The organism is Betaproteobacteria bacterium, from assembly GCA_016713305.1.
Lineage (GTDB): Bacteria > Pseudomonadota > Gammaproteobacteria > Burkholderiales.
Map to the genome: position 1 here is coordinate 681,528 of JADJPK010000031.1, position 14,790 is coordinate 696,317.

The 14,790-nt window shown below is 66.4% G+C and carries 13 protein-coding genes and 1 pseudogene; 4 read left to right on the plus strand and 10 right to left on the minus strand.

Annotation, left to right across the window (positions count from 1 at the left end; translation table 11 throughout):
* Positions 1 to 3: 3 nt before the first annotated feature.
* The 9 genes and pseudogenes from IPK20_24705 to gspG all read right to left on the minus strand — a co-directional run bounded on the left by IPK20_24705 (position 4) and on the right by gspG (position 8,609).
* A complete protein-coding gene (locus IPK20_24705) occupies positions 4 to 441 on the minus strand; it encodes a type II secretion system protein (GenBank protein ID MBK8019568.1) in 438 nt (145 codons plus the stop codon).
* A gap of 77 nt (positions 442 to 518) precedes the next feature.
* Complete coding sequence (locus IPK20_24710; protein MBK8019569.1) at positions 519 to 2,705, minus strand: hypothetical protein; 2,187 nt, start codon at positions 2,703 to 2,705, stop codon at positions 519 to 521.
* Entirely contained in the window at positions 2,702 to 3,232 is a 531-nt protein-coding gene (locus IPK20_24715; GenBank protein MBK8019570.1) for a hypothetical protein, read from the minus strand. The genes IPK20_24710 and IPK20_24715 overlap by 4 nt, the downstream gene beginning before the upstream one ends.
* A 14-nt stretch (positions 3,233 to 3,246) precedes the next feature.
* Positions 3,247 to 3,801, minus strand: coding sequence for a hypothetical protein (locus tag IPK20_24720; protein MBK8019571.1), 555 nt, complete (start codon positions 3,799 to 3,801; stop codon positions 3,247 to 3,249).
* Positions 3,798 to 4,340 (minus strand): hypothetical protein, encoded by a 543-nt coding sequence (locus tag IPK20_24725; GenBank protein ID MBK8019572.1) that lies wholly within the window; start codon positions 4,338 to 4,340, stop codon positions 3,798 to 3,800. Before IPK20_24725 ends, IPK20_24720 begins: the two co-directional genes overlap by 4 nt.
* The gene (locus tag IPK20_24730) at positions 4,337 to 5,155 is read right to left on the minus strand and encodes a hypothetical protein (GenBank protein MBK8019573.1); all 819 of its coding nucleotides are present in this window, start codon (positions 5,153 to 5,155) and stop codon (positions 4,337 to 4,339) included. Before IPK20_24730 ends, IPK20_24725 begins: the two co-directional genes overlap by 4 nt.
* Positions 5,136 to 6,938, minus strand: coding sequence for a type II/IV secretion system protein (locus IPK20_24735; GenBank protein ID MBK8019574.1), 1,803 nt, complete (start codon positions 6,936 to 6,938; stop codon positions 5,136 to 5,138). Before IPK20_24735 ends, IPK20_24730 begins: the two co-directional genes overlap by 20 nt.
* Positions 6,824 to 8,013, minus strand: a pseudogene (locus IPK20_24740) (type II secretion system F family protein). Before IPK20_24740 ends, IPK20_24735 begins: the two are co-directional and overlap by 115 nt.
* Before the next feature lie 80 nt (positions 8,014 to 8,093).
* Positions 8,094 to 8,609 carry a type II secretion system major pseudopilin GspG gene (gene gspG, locus IPK20_24745; GenBank protein ID MBK8019575.1) on the minus strand — a complete coding sequence of 172 codons (516 nt, stop codon included), beginning with the start codon at positions 8,607 to 8,609 and terminating at the stop codon, positions 8,094 to 8,096.
* 255 nt (positions 8,610 to 8,864) lie between these two features.
* On the opposite strand from gspG, the gene IPK20_24750 reads away from it, so the two are divergent.
* From IPK20_24750 to IPK20_24760, 3 genes are all read left to right on the plus strand, one after another.
* Positions 8,865 to 10,298, plus strand: coding sequence for a glutamate--cysteine ligase (locus tag IPK20_24750; GenBank protein ID MBK8019576.1), 1,434 nt, complete (start codon positions 8,865 to 8,867; stop codon positions 10,296 to 10,298).
* 76 nt (positions 10,299 to 10,374) lie between these two features.
* A complete protein-coding gene (locus IPK20_24755) occupies positions 10,375 to 11,409 on the plus strand; it encodes a peptidase M14 (protein ID MBK8019577.1) in 1,035 nt (344 codons plus the stop codon).
* A 22-nt stretch (positions 11,410 to 11,431) separates the two neighbouring features.
* Positions 11,432 to 12,280, plus strand: a complete 849-nt coding sequence (locus IPK20_24760) for an endonuclease/exonuclease/phosphatase family protein (GenBank protein MBK8019578.1) — start codon at positions 11,432 to 11,434, stop codon at positions 12,278 to 12,280.
* 4 nt (positions 12,281 to 12,284) lie between these two features.
* Here the strand turns inward: IPK20_24760 and IPK20_24765 are convergent, their stop codons facing one another.
* Positions 12,285 to 12,986 carry a hypothetical protein gene (locus IPK20_24765; GenBank protein MBK8019579.1) on the minus strand — a complete coding sequence of 234 codons (702 nt, stop codon included), beginning with the start codon at positions 12,984 to 12,986 and terminating at the stop codon, positions 12,285 to 12,287.
* A 438-nt stretch (positions 12,987 to 13,424) separates the two neighbouring features.
* On the opposite strand from IPK20_24765, the gene IPK20_24770 reads away from it, so the two are divergent.
* Positions 13,425 to 14,744, plus strand: coding sequence for an MATE family efflux transporter (locus tag IPK20_24770; protein MBK8019580.1), 1,320 nt, complete (start codon positions 13,425 to 13,427; stop codon positions 14,742 to 14,744).
* The last annotated feature ends 46 nt before the right edge of the window (positions 14,745 to 14,790 follow it).

Consider the following 14,790-nt stretch of genomic DNA (forward strand, 5'->3'; position numbering starts at 1 on the left):
GCCTCACCAGCTCCGGTAGGGAACGCCGTTCAGCCCGACGCGTTCCGATCGGGAATAGACGTCGAAGACATCCTTCCCTTCGGCGGGGCGGTCCGGCGGGCTGGCGTAACTGCGCTTGCCCCACGTTTCTTCCGGTGACATTTCGGGGTCCGCGAACGGGTCTCGCGGAACCCTCCGCAGAAAGTAGAGGGTCTGCCGATCGGGCGATTTCACGTCGGCCACCCCTTCGACAAGGTCGGCCAGACGGCGGGGAAAACCCGACTCGTCGGCCTTCTTCTCGATGCGCCCCTCGTCCGTGGCCTTCTTGTAGGCATCCAGCGCTCCACGGATCTGCCGCAATGCAGTCCGCAGTTCGGATTCCTTGGCCCGTTGCACCGACAGATCGTTGAGAGGCACGAGCCCCAGGGCGAGCACGCCCAGGATGGCCACGACCACCATCATCTCGATCAGGGTGAAGCCACGGCGTCGCAGCGGACTCCGTCTGCGGCCCACGGCGTGCGGCAGGAACGCGATTCCGTTCACGGAGTGACTTCGGTCCTGAGCGGTGCCGGCGGGCTGGCGCCCACCGCGAATCCCGAAGCATCGACAAGTTCCATCGCCGAGATCGCGATGGGAGACGAAGCGCCGGCCGCCCCGATGACGCGGAACGTGACATCCGTCATCCGGGCAAGCGCCGAGGCCGGAATCTGCAGACGGCCGGGCAGGCGTGGCTGCGCGCCCTGCACCTCCAGTACCGAGGGATCGAAAGCCAGCTCGACGAAGCCATCCTTGATGTCCACCACTTCCGGAATGGTGACCGTGACGTTGAACTGGGACCCCTTCTGCACTCGTGCCGGAGCGGTCAGGCCCACTTGGAAGGCACTGTCGGTGACACGGCCCGCGTTGTCCGGTTCGGGCGGGAGCGGCTGTCCCGCTGCCCCCGCACCGGGCGCCACCACGACCGACCCGGGCGCCGTCTTCGCGATGCGCAGGGGTGGAAGCCCCGGGGTGGTGTCCGTCCCCACCGGCATTTCCGCCATCACGCCTTCAGGCCGCGAAACGTTTCTCACGATGCGTGGCGTGATCAACAGGACGATTTCCGTCTTGACCTTGTTCTCGTTCTCCGTCCCGAACAACCGTCCGAGCACCGGCAGATCGCCCAGTCCCGGCACCCGCTGCGAGGCCCGCCGGTCCTCGTCGTTGATGAGTCCCGCCAGAATCTGCGTCTCGCCATCGCGCAGCTGAAGCGCGGTGTTGGTGTTGCGCGTGCCCAGGCGGTACGCCACCGTGTTTCCGGTCCCGGAGGAGACCGTGATGGTCTCCACGATGTTGCTCACTTCCAGCCCGACCTTGATCGCCACCTCGTCGCTGATGGCAATGGTCGGCTCCACGTCCAGCTTGAGCCCCACGTCGAGATAGCTCACGGAGGTGGCCACACCCACATTGGCCGTGGCCGTGGTGGTGAACACCGGCACCTTGTCCCCGATGTGGATGCGGGCCTTCTCCTTGTTCTTCACGCGGATCCGCGGATTGGCCAGAAGGTCGGTCCGGCTCACGTTCGCCCGCAGGTTGAACACCAGCGCCGGATTGCTGGTCGTGAACATCATCGGGCTGTCCACCGGGATGGTCGCCGCGGAGGAAATCGCTCCCGTGGCGTCCTGGGCGCCGAGGCTCACGCTGGCCGGCCAGCGGATGCCCAGGTCCTGCAGGCGGCTGCGCGTGATCTCCAGGACCTCCACTTCCAGCATCACCTCCGCGTCGGCCACATCGAGCGTGCGCACCAGCTGGTCTGCGAGCCGCACCACCTCGGGAGTGTCCTTGATGATCATGAGATTGAGCTTCTCGTCGATGAACACGTCCTGGGTCTTGACCATGCTCTTCACCATGGCCGCCGCCTGCTTCACGTCGGCGTTGGCCAGATAGAAACTGCGCACCACCAGGTCGCGGTAGTCCTTCTGCTTGGCGGGCGTGTTGGGATAGACCAACACCGAATTCTCGTTGAGTATCTTGCGGTCGAGCTGGTTCGTGGTGAGGATGAGCTTCAGCGCATCCTCCAGACGCGTGTTGCGCAGAAAGACGCTGACCTTGGTGTCGGACCGTACGTCCCGGTCGAACACGAAATTGATGCCGGAGGTGCGCGAAAGCATGTCGAAGACGGTCTTGAGGGAGGCGTCCCGGAATTCGAGCGAGACGGGCTTCCTGAACGGCGCCTTGAGTTCCGGACCCGCACCGGCGGAAAGCGAGGCTTCCAGGATGCGGCGCAGCAGATCGCGGGCGCCGGGATACCCGGGCGACTCGGCGAGCAGCACCCTCAGTTTGCCTTCCGCACCGGCGAGATCGTTGCGGCCGAAGAGCTCGCGGGATTCCTTCAACAACTTGTGCGCGTGCCGGGATCTCGTCAACTCGTTCAGCCGTCCCGCGACCCGTTGGTTGGCGGGATCCGCCGCCGACCCGGCCCGGTATTCGGCCTCCGCCTCGTCGAACCTTTCCTGGCGCGCCAGCGCATCCCCCGCGGCGATGCGCTTGCCAACCACCACTTCCCGTTCGCGCAGCAGCGCCGCGCGGTATCGCGGATCGCCGGGTTTCTCCGTGACCGCGCGCTCCAGTTCCTGCAGCGCTGCCTCGGACTGACCCGCGGCGCTCAGGCGCGTGCCCTCCTCGAAATGGCGGTTGGACGCGCAGGCGGAGAGGAACAGCGCGGCAAGGAGAACGGCGGTGCGGATCATGGGGCTCGCAGGGAGATCGTCTGCCGCTGATTGAGCGGCAGGTAGGTGAACACGACGGCGTCTTCGGTAACCTCGTCGACACGGTAGGCGCCTTCTATGACAGCGCCCGACGCGACGGCGATGTCGCGGCCTTCGCGCGCGAGAAACACGGTCGTGCCTCCCTCGCTCACGAACTTGCCGACATAGGAAAAGGGCAGCGGCGGCGCCTGGGGCGGCGGCGGAGGCGGCATGGCCTCGCGCTGCGCTTCGATTTCCCGCGCGGTCATCTTCCTGGGTGGAGGCTCCCAGCTGCGCGCCGCGAACGCGTCGGCACTGGCGCCCCTTCCCGACCGCTTGAGCCGCGCCAGATCGATGGCGGGAATATCGGTTAGTGGTTCCTCGCGCTTGCGCGCGGCCGACGCAGCGGCCTGCACCGCCGTCGAGGCAGCAGACCGGTCACGGGCCGCCTGCGGCGCTTCGTTTCCGTCGACCCACTTGACCGCGGCGAACGTCAGCGCCGCGGCCATGAACAGCAAAGCACGTCTCACCGGAGTCCTCAGCGTCACGAGCCACCTCCGAGATACAGAGTGAACGTCACTTGCGCATCGAGCTCCGGCGAACCGATCGATTCGCGGCGCACGACGATATCCTCGAGCGCCGCTGCGGGAATCCTGTCGAGCGTCTCCGCGACGAACGCACGCAGCTGCGGATAGCTTGCCTTGAGAGGCAGCTTGATCTGGTAGCGCGAGAGCCGCTCCCGCGGCCCTTGCTGCATGCGATATTCGCCGGAGTCAAGCGTGAGCCCGTTGTGGGCAGCCGCCGTGTGCAGCTTTCCGATCCACTCGGGAAGCGAGTCCGTTGCCGGGAAGAACGCGTAGAAGTTCTCGAGCTGTCCGGCGCGGGTCGGAGCCGGCGCGCCGGGGCCGTCGGCGGACGCGCGCAGCTTCTTGCGCATCTGCCCGTACTCCGCCTCGAGTTGGCCGATCTCCCGCTTCACGGGGAGCAACACCGACAGGGCGAAGCCGGCGGCGAACACGATGAGCGCGAGACCCGCGAGACCGCGCCACTTCAGACGTCCGATCTCGCGCCGTGCCAGCCAGCGCAGCGTCGCGTTCATGGCGTGGACACCCACTGCGCCAGCACCTTGAACGCCAGCGGCCGCTGTGGATTGTTCCCGCGGATCTCGTGCGAGACGAGGTGCACGCGTTCCAGCGACCGGGTGCTTTCCAGCCTGGACAGGAACGCGAGCAATCCATCGAGATGACGGGCTTCACCTTCCACGGTCACCACGCGGCCGCGGGCGTCGGGCTGAAGACCGAGAAGCGCGACGTTGGCGTCGACGGCCGACTCGACGTCCTCGAACAGGCGGTCCCAGTGCAAGGACAATTGGTCGAGGACCGCATTCGCCCGGCGCAGTTCGGCCTGCAATTCAGCCGACGGCACTTCGCTCGCCGAGAGCCCGGGCAAGGCGCGCCGGGCAAGCTTGCGTGTGTCGGAGACCTTGTCTTCCCAGCGTGCCCGTTCCTCCTTGAAGTCGGCGTAACGGCCTGCGACGATCAGAGTGAGCACGACCCCGATACCCAGCAGGATCGTGCCGGTCCTTCGGCTTCCCGCGCGGGGCCGGAGGAAATCGAGATCCAGAGGCGCGATGCTCACGGCCGTACCTCCGCCGCCTGGAATGCAGCGCCGCGCGCCACCGCCGGGCCTTCGACCGATTCCGCCACCACGTCCCAAGACCCGATTCGCGCGGGCAGGGCGGCCTCCACGCCGTCGGTCGCCACGTAGAGACGTCCGCCCTCGTGGCCCGCCGCCGCGAGCGCCGACATGCCGGTGAGTTCGGCGTGCAGGCAGTCGGACCATCGGCCGGCGCAGCGCACGCTGGTGATTGCGCGCCACCTGCCGGCATCGATCACCGCAATGGTTGCGCGTCCCGGTTCCAGTTGCGCAAAGGCGCTGACCGGAGCGCGCAGCGCCTGTCTGCGGCGGTCGAATGCGGCGGAAAATCGAGGCGCAACGGAGGAAAGCCGCGATCTGCCTGCCTCGCAGACAGCGATCAGCGCCTCGATGAAGGCCGAGTCCACCGCACAGGCCACGACCGGCTCTCCGGGGCACTGTTCCGTCAGGGAGACCGACCAGGCGGCAGCGCGTTCCCCGTGTACCGCCTCCATTTCCATTCGCGCATAGCCTTCCCATTCCTCGTCGGTGGCGATGGCATCGCTCGGCGGCAGGAGGAGCCAACGGACGAAATGCCCCGACAGTTCCACCTCGACGTCCGTACCCTGCCAGCGTTTTTCGGCGAGTGCTTCCGCGAGGCCATCCAGGGCTCCTTGCCAAGCGGGTGCCGTACCGTGCCGGACCGCGAACTGTTCGGCGGTACGAGCACGGCGGCGCAGGACGGATCCGTGCCTCTCGACCCGGATGGCATCCGGACGCAGGAGCACGGTCAGGCGGTCACGCCACCAACGTGACACGGTTGATCTCCTGAAGGGTCGTTTCGCCCGAGGCCACGAGCGCGAGCGCGGAGTCGCGCAGGAATGCCGTGCCGGACCGTCGCGCGGCATCCTTGATCCGCCGGATCGGCTCCCGGCTCGTGATCATTTCGCGCAGTTCGTCCGTGAGCACGAGCATCTCCGCGATGGCCTTCCGTCCGCGGAAGCCGGTGCCCCGGCAGTGTCCGCACCCGGTTCCTGCACGGAAACGGTAACCGTGCACCGCGATGCGGGTGAGACCGGAATCCGCAAGCAGTTCGTCGCTCGGTTCGTCGTCCGCGGCGCAATGCGCGCAGTTCACACGGACCAGCCGCTGGGCGACGATCCCGTTGAGAGCGGAGACGAAGCTGTACGGGTCCACGCCCATGTGAGTGAACCGGCCGAGAACGTCGAACACGTTGTTGGCGTGCACCGTCGTGAAGACGAGGTGACCGGTGAGCGCTGCCTGGATCGCGATCTGAGCCGTTTCCGAATCGCGGATCTCGCCCACCATGATCTTGTCGGGGTCGTGCCTGAGGATCGAGCGCAGACCACGCGCGAAGGTGAGGCCCTTCTTCTCGTTCACCGGAATCTGCAGCACTCCGGGAAGCTGGTACTCCACCGGATCCTCGATGGTGATCAACTTGTCGTGACCATGATTGATCTCGGAGATCGCCGCGTAGAGCGTGGTGGTCTTGCCGCTTCCGGTCGGACCGGTCACGAGCAGCATTCCATACGGTTCGGAGGACAGCCGCCGCAGCCACGTCTTGGCGGCCTCGTCGAAGCCCAGGCTGTCCAGGGACAGGCCTTTCACCTGGTCGGCAAGGCTCTGCTTGTCGAGGATCCGCAGCACCGCGTCCTCGCCGAAGATGGAGGGCATGATGGAGACGCGGAAGTCGATCTCCCGGCGCTGCACGGACACCTTGAACCGGCCGTCCTGCGGAACACGGCGTTCGGCAATGTCCAGTTCCGACATGACCTTGATGCGCGAGATCACCTGCTCCGCCATCTCCAACCCGTTCACCTGGCTCACGTTGGAAAGCACACCGTCTATCCGGTACTTGATGATGAGTCCGGCGGCGCCAGTCTCCAGATGGATGTCGCTTGCGCCGCTCTTCAGCGCATCGTAAAGGGTCGAGTGCACGAGGCGGATGACCGGGCTGGTGGCGGCGCTGATGCTCTTGAGGGAAAGGTCCTCGACGGTCTTTCCGCTCTCGGCGTCGGCGCGGGATTCGACGACCAGGCTTTCCATGGCGCGCAGGCTGTCACCCTGCCGCGCGAGCCACGCCACGAGATCGTCGTGGCGCACCAGCACGGGTTCGAAGGGTGCCGCGACCCGCTCGTCCGCCCAGACGCGGATCCGGGTCTCGAAGGGGTCCGCGTACGCCAGCATCAGTTGGCCACCCGGATCACGCAGGAGGGCGCATTCATGGGCCAGTGCCTCTGCATAGGGCAGGAGATCGTAGGCCGGCTCCGCCGCATGCAGTTCGGCCATGCTCAGGACGCGCCGCGACAGCGTCACGCCCAGAGCCGCGAGAAACGCGTCCTCACCCAGCCCGCTGGTTTCCTCCAGGCAGGCGACGACGCGCCGGCCCGACTTTGCCGCAAGTTCGCGAGCGCGGGAGAGATCGTCCGCGCCGAATCGGAACGCAGGATCGAAGTCGAGGGGCTTCACTGAATGCTCCCCGCCAACTCGAAGATCGGCAGATACATGAGCACCACGATGCCGCCGATGACAACGCCGATGAACGCCATCAGAAGCGGCTCGAAGATCTTCGTGAACCATTCGACCCAGCGTGCCATTTCCTCGTCGTGGAACGCCGCGATGCGCTCCATCATCTCTCCCATCTGTCCGCTGCGTTCGCCCACCCGCAGCAGCCGCAGGAGACAGGGGTCACGAGACCGGTGGACTCCATGGACACGGAGATCGGCTGCCCCTCGCGGATCAGCCGCGACGCCCGTTCGAAGCGCACGCAAAGCTCCGCGTCCAGCAGGCCGGACACCATCTGCATGGCCGGCACGATCGCGATGCCTCCCACGAGCAGCATTCCCAGGGTGCGGTAGAAGCGCGCGAGCTGATAGACACGCAACCGTTCGCCCATCGACGGGATCCTGCGGAACGCGCGCAGGATGCGGGCGCGCGAGCCGGGCTGGAACAACCACCAGACGAGTCCCGCACCGCCAGCAAGGAACGCCAGACCGACCAGCACGCCGTTGGACTTGATCAGTTGCCCCCACTCCATGAGCAGCCGGGACATGAACGGGATGTCGTCCCCCATCTCCTCGTATACGTGGCTGAACCGAGGCACGACATATCCAAGCAGGAATAACGCCACCAATCCTCCGACGCCCATGAGGATCAGCGGATAGATGGAGGCGCTCACGAGCTTCTTGCGGACCACATCGAGCTGCGACTGATAGGCCACGTAGCGGGTCAGCGCCTCCGGCAGCCCACCGGTGCGTTCGCTGGCACGGACCGTGGCAACGTACAGTTCGGGAAACGCTGCGGGTTCCAGTTGCAGGGCGGACGAGAAGGGCTTGCCCTCGTACAGGGCGGAAAGAAGCCGCTTCAGCGCGGACCGCGTCTCTGCCTTGGACTCCTTTTCCTCCAGCGTTTCCAGCGCCTCCACGAGACTGATGCCCGACTGCAGAAGGGCAAGAAGCTCCTGGGTGAACAACAGCAGGGGGAAGCGCGCCTTCCTGGCGAGGGACGGCAGACGCATGCGGGCTCCGCCCTGGACCGACAGCACCGTGTAACCGCGGCCGACTGCCTGCGTACGGGCCTCTGCCAGATCCCGCGCGTCAAGTTCGAGGGAGACGACCCCCTGACCGGATTTCATGGCCTTCACACGGTATCGCATCGCGGATCAGCCCCTGTGACGGTGGGTCGCGGGACATGGCGGGATGCGTGGAGTCATGACGATAACGAGAAGGCCAGCATTCAGTTCCAGTTGCCGATGTCCGCGTTCTCACCTTCTCCGCCCGCCTGGCCGTCCTTGCCGAAGGAGAAGATGTCGAACTCGTTCTTCTCGCCGGGAGACCGGTATTGGTACGGCTTGCCCCAGGGATCGGGCGGGATGGATTTCTTGAGATAAGGCCCCTGCCACTTCGCTTCGTTGCCGGGACGGACTTCCAGCACGGTCAGCCCCTCCTCAGTGGTGGGATATCTTCCCACATCCAGACGGTAAGTGTCGAGCGCCTTCTCGAAGGCGTCGATCTGGGCTCGCGCCACTTTCACCTCCGACTTGCCGACCTGAGCGAAATATCGCGGTCCCACGTAGCCCGCCAGCAGGCCGATGATGACGATCACCACCAGCAGTTCCAGCAGGGTGAATCCTCTGGGGCGGCGGCATCGGTCGGACGGGGCGCGGATCGGGTGGAAGTGGCGATCCGGAAACGCCTGCCGGCGGCCAGAACGGCAGGCAGGCGCCCGGGAGAAGCGAGGGCAGATGTTCATGGGCAGGTCTCGATGTACGTCTCAAGTTACCGGGCAGATGTGACGCACCGGTGACACGAGGAATCCGGGCGCAGCACGGTAACTCTTGGGAAAGGCGGCCGCAACGGTCGCCATTTGGCCACAGGGTTCCGCCCCTGCCCCGCGACGTCTTGCCGCAGGTGATGGGAGATTTCCCAACCCCCGCCCTTGATCTATGACAATCCCGCAGCCCTTTCATTGCGCTCCAATGGGACCAGACTACTTCTTCTGTCACTCATGGGCCAGGAAATCGCAGAACACCACTTCAGGCACCGCGACTTCGAGCGTTTCGACTCGCGTCTGGCCGTCGAGACAGACCTGCTTTGCGACTGGATCTCGGAGGGCGTGCTGGCCCGCTCGGCGCCCATGGCCGGGCTGGAACTGGAAGCTTGGCTCGTGCAGGAAGATGGAACACCCGCTCCGCGCAACGCCGAGTTTCTTGCGAGACTCGCCGACCCCGCCGTGGTTCACGAACTCGCCCGTTTCAACGTCGAGCTGAATGTCGCACCCCAGAGCCTCACGGACACCGGACTGCGGCGCATGTCCGACGAACTGGAGACGACCTGGCGGCGGTGCCGCGAGGCCGGCGCTGCTCTTGGCCTCAAGCTCGCGTCCGTCGGTACGCTTCCGACCGTGGCCGAATCGCATCTGTGCGCCGGGAACATGTCCGATTCGGAGCGCTATCGCGCACTCAACGAACAGGTGATGCGTCAGCGGCATGGGCGGCCGATGCGCCTTGCGATCGACGGCGCGGAGCGGCTGGAGACCTTCCACACCGATGTCATGCTGGAGGCCGGCACGACGTCCTTGCAAGCGCATCTGCAGGTCACTCCCGAGAACGCGGTGCGGTACTACAACGCGGCCATCATCGCGTCTGCTGCCACGGTGGCGATCGCCGCCAACAGTCCGTTCCTGTTCGGCCGTCAGTTGTGGGAGGAAACGCGCATTCCGCTGTTCGAACAGGCCGTGGACGTCGGCAGCCACGAAGCCTCCTATAGGGGATCGGTTCCCCGGGTCTCGTTCGGCACGGGCTACGCGGGGTGGTCACTCGCGGAATGCTTCCGCGAGAATCTGCACCTGTTTCCGGTCATGCTGCCGCTGGAATTCGACGTCGACTACTTCCGCCTCGCGCACCTGCGCCTGCACAACGGCACCATCTGGCGGTGGAACCGCCCGCTGGTCGGTTTCGACGCGAACGGCAAGCCGCATCTGCGGATCGAGCATCGGGTCATGGCCGCCGGTCCCTCGGTCACCGACATGATGGCGAACCTCGTGTTCTTCTACGGGCTCGTGTCGTCGCTTGCCGAAGACGACGTTCCGCCCGAGTCGATCCTCCCGTTCGCCCAGGCGAAGAGCAATTTCTACTCGGCCGCCCGCCATGGGATCGCCGGCACCGTCACGTGGCTGGACGGGGTGGAACGCCCGCTCCAACAGGTCGTTCTGGACGATCTGCTGCCGCGGGCCCGGGCGGGCCTGGGCCCGCTGGGGGCGTCCGGCAGCTTCACCGATCGTGCGCTTCGGGTCGTGGAATCGCGCGTGGCCTCGGGACGCACCGGCAGCTGGTGGCAGCGAGCATTCGCGGAACGGCATGGCAGGGACTTTCCCCTGCTGGTGCGGGAATACATCGTGCGGCAGGCGCAGGGAACGCCTGTTCACGAATGGTCCCTTTGACAGTCCGCCGCGGTTCGCACAGCGCGCCCGTTGGAGTACTCTGCGGGAAGCATCATCGGCTGCACACCGAACACGCATGGACACCCTCGTACGGCCCCGGCTGCAGATCCTGACCGGACTGCCCGCCGGATTCCTGAACTGCACCGCCGCCGACCTTTACCGGATCCTCCCCCGCCCGGCACTCATCCACCTGCCCGGAAAGCGCAGTCCCGCGCTGTTCGTGTCGATCCTGCTCCACGGCAACGAGGACGTGGGTCTCCAGGCCTTGCAGCGGGTGCTCGCGGGCTTCGCTGGACGCGAGCTGCCGCGGGCGATGTCCCTGTTCATCGGCAACGTCGAAGCGGCGCGCGCAGGCGTGCGGCGCCTCGACGACCAGCCCGACTACAACCGGGTGTGGCCGGGCACCGACGTGTCCGAGTGCCCCGAAGCCGCGATGATGCGCGAAGTCACCGAAACGATGCGCGCGCGGGGAGTCTTTGCCAGCATCGATCTTCACAACAACACCGGTCTGAATCCGCACTATGCCTGCGTGACGAGCCTGACCCCTGCCTTTCTCCAGCTTGCCGGTCTTTTCAGCCGCACGGTCGTCTACTTCCGGACACCCCGCGGAGTGCAGTCGGCCGCTTTCGCCGAACTGGCGCCTGCCGTCACGTGCGAATGCGGCAAGACCGGCGACGAGTCGGGGGTGGCGCACGCCGCACAATTGGTCGAGGCGTGCCTGCGTCTCGAGCACGTCCCCGATCATCCCGTCCGCGAGGGGGATGTGCATCTGTTCCATACGGTCGCGACGATCAAGCCTGCCGAGATGTTGTCGATGAGCTTCGATGGAACGCCGGCGGACCTTCAGTTCGTCACTTCGCTGGATCACTACAACTTCAGGGAACTGGAGGCAGGCACGCTGCTCGCGCGTTCGCGCGATCCGGAGGCGTTGCATGCGCATGGGGAATCGGGCGACGACATCACGTCGGAGGTGCTGATCCGGGTCGCCGATGGCTGGCGGCTGCGAAAACCGTTCATGCCGGCAATGCTGACGCGCGACGAGCGGGTCGTGCGTCAGGACTGCCTGTGCTATCTCATGCAGCGCATGACCTTGCCGCCGGCGATCGGCTGACCGACGGGCGGCCCGCGCGGACGTGAAGCTCATCACCTGGAACATTCAGTGGTGCCGCGGTGTCGACGGCCGCGTCGATCCGGTCCGCATCGCACGCGAGGCGAGGGACCTCGCGGACTTCGACGTGCTGTGCCTGCAGGAGGTCGCGATCGGCTTCGAGACGCTCGGCGGCAGCGCCGGTGAGGACCAGATGGCTCTCATCGGCGCCGAACTGCGCGAATACCGAGGGTTCTACGCCCCCGCCACGGATGTCGACAACCGCAAGGGAGGGCGCCGCCAGTTCGGCAACGCCGTCTTCACCCGCCTGCCTGTCGTCCAGGTTCAACGGCACCGGCTGCCCTGGCCCGCCGACCCGAGCGTGCCCAGCATGCAACGGGCCGCGCTGGAACTCGTGATCGACGCCGCGTTCGGGCCGGTGCGCGTGACGAGCACCCACCTGGAGTATTACTCGGCACTGCAGCGGATGGCTCAGGTCGACGCGCTGCGCGAAGTGCACGCCGAGGCCTGTGCACACGCAGCGCGACCTCGCGCCAGCGGCGATCCCGGCGAGCCCTTCGAAGCCCTCCCCCGACCTGCGTCGGCCATCGTCTGCGGCGACTGCAATTTCGCGCCGGGATCCGCGGAACATGCGCGGATGCTGGCGCCCTTCGCCGGAAACGAGCCCCGCTTCCTGGACGCGTGGGACGCCATGCACCCAGGCGCGGCGCATCCGCCGTCATGGGGCGTGCACGACAGGAGCTGCCCCTTGATGTGCTGCGATTTCGTCTACGTGACCGCGGATCTCGCAGCGCGGCTTTGCCGCGTGGAAGTGGATGCCTCGACCGACGCATCCGACCACCAGCCGGTACTCGTCGAGTTGCACGACGCCTGACGGCTCAGCGGCCTGCCACCAGTTCCGCGGCGAACGCCCGTACTTCCAGTTCCACCTCGAGTCCCTCGACCGGGGGCCGCGCGCAGTGGACACGCACGCCACGGCGCGACGCGAATTCCAGCGCCGGCATCAGCACATCCGTGACGGGCGCGCGTTCCGGGTGGGCACAATAGACATCCACATGTGTCGCATCCCCGAACGAAACACCGAGGCCCTGCATGCGGTCGCGAAAGGCACGCACCAGGAATTCGGTCTTGGCTGCGAATCCGGCCGCCGAGTCGTCGCCGGCGGCCACCACGCCCGCCGGGCCGTTCTCGGCCATGCCGGACAGCACGAACGTCGGGCGCGCGGCGCGTCCCGCCCGCGCAAACGAGAAGGCATGCAGCGAGGGCATTTCGGGCGGATCGAAGACGGGCGCCACGTTGGTTCTCGACACCGGGTTGCGCCCCTCGGCCAGCAGTCCCCAGGAGAGGAGCCGCTCTACATAGGGACCGTTGAACGCACGAAAACCGTCCATGCTGAGCTGCCGGGGCAACCTCAATTCCATGCCGCAGAGAGACTGCATCGGCCGTCCCGCCGAACGCAGAAACTCCTCCACGAACCTGTAGCCATCCTGCAGCTCGAGCCATCGGTCGAGCATCACGTGCACGATCTCGAAACCGCGCAACGCGACGGCACCGGTCGCGAATACCTGGTTTCCGGGCACGAATCGAAACCCTCCCTCCGGCCGATCCACGGCCGGGAGTGACTGCGCCCGCAAGAGGGCCGGACGGATGGCGAAAGCGGCGGCGGCGGCGGCCACTCCAAGCAAGCGCCTGCGGCGCAGGACAGTGTCGTACGGTGGGTGCATGGTGGTTGATCCTCCCGGAGGTTTGCGTTCTACTGCGAGCGTTCGCCAGGCGTGCGGCGCGAGCGACACGCGTCGTGGCGGCGCTCCGTATGGCGCCTGGCCGTTCCGTCGCCGGCGGCGTTCGTCGCGATCGTCCAACGACCCATCTTCAGACGCGCCGGTGCCTTGACCATATCTCCTCAGCATTCCGATTCACGTGCCGCAGCGGCATCGCGTCTGCCCGCACTCCGCCGCGACCACCACGGACACAGGCACGTGGACTTCGGCGCTGTCCTGGCGCTCGCGCTCCCGCTGATGCTGAACAGCGCCGTCCAGCTCGTGCTCAATCTTACCGACACCTGGTTCATCGGGCGCATCTCCACCGACGCCATGGCGGCGATGGGTGCGGTGCACTTTCTCGCGATCGTGTTCCTGCTTGCGCTGGGAGGCGTCGGCCTCGCCGTTCAGGCATTCGTCGCGCAGGCCTACGGCGCGAGACGAAGCCTGCAGGCGTCGTCGAGCACCTGGCATGGCCTCTGGTCGACAATGCTCCTCGCTCCCGCATTCCTGGCGATCGCGTATTCCGGACCAGCGCTGCTGCGGCCATTCGGGCTCCCGGAAGTCGTTGCGGACCTGGCGGCGGAGTGGTGGATGCCGCGGCTGCTCGGCGGGCCGCTCGCGGTAGCCCTCTGGGCCATCTCCGGATTCTTCAACGGCCTCGGCCGCGCGCGTGTGACGCTGCTCGTCATGGTAGTCGTGGCCTGTGCGAATGCAGCATTGAACGAGATCCTGATCTTCCGGCTCGGATTCGGCATCGCAGGTTCTGCGTGGGCAACGACCGTGTCGATGGCCATCGGTGTGGTGCTGGGGATGGCAATCTTTCTTTCTCCTGCACTGCAGCAGCCCTATCGAACCCGGCTTACGTGGCGGCCCAAAGTGCGTCAATTGCGACGCGTCTTGTCCATCGGCATCGCCACCGGCCTCTTTCCCGCCGTGGATCTGGTGGCAATTTCGCTGTTCCAGCTGATGCAGGTGCGCCTCGGCTCGGTCCAGGGAGCGGCCACGCAGATCGTGATGATGCTCACGTCCATCGCGTACCTGCCGGCCATCGGCATCGCCATGGCCGGTACGACGCTCGTGGGGCAATCCATCGGCGCCGGGGACAAGCACTGGGCGCAGCGCCTCGGTGACACGGTCGTGGTCATCGCGGCGCTGTACATGGGGGCCGTGGGCGCGGCGATTGCCCTGGGAGGCCCCTGGCTGGTGCCGATCTTCACGGATGCGTCCCATCCGGGTGCACAGGAAGTGATCGCGCTGGCCCTGTCGATCGTGTGGATTGCAGGCGCGTACCAGACCTTCGATGCGCTGAATCTGGCGGCGGCATTCTGCCTCCGCGGAGCAGGGGACGTGCGCGTGCCGACGGTGCTGCTGCTCGTGCTCGCCTGGGCAGGGTTCGTACCCCTGGCCCATATGCTTTCCTTCGCACCCGGTGAAGGGTGGGTGGATTTCCTGCCTCAGTTCGGGTGGGGAACCCGCGGGGGGTGGTGGGTGTTTTTGGTGTACATCGTCTTGCTCGGCGCGATGATGCTCTGGCGTTGGCGTTCCGGAAGCTGGAAGCGTGCGAGCCTGACTTAACTCATAGGTGGGAAAGCCCCGGCCCCGGCGGTCCTGGCACCCGCCT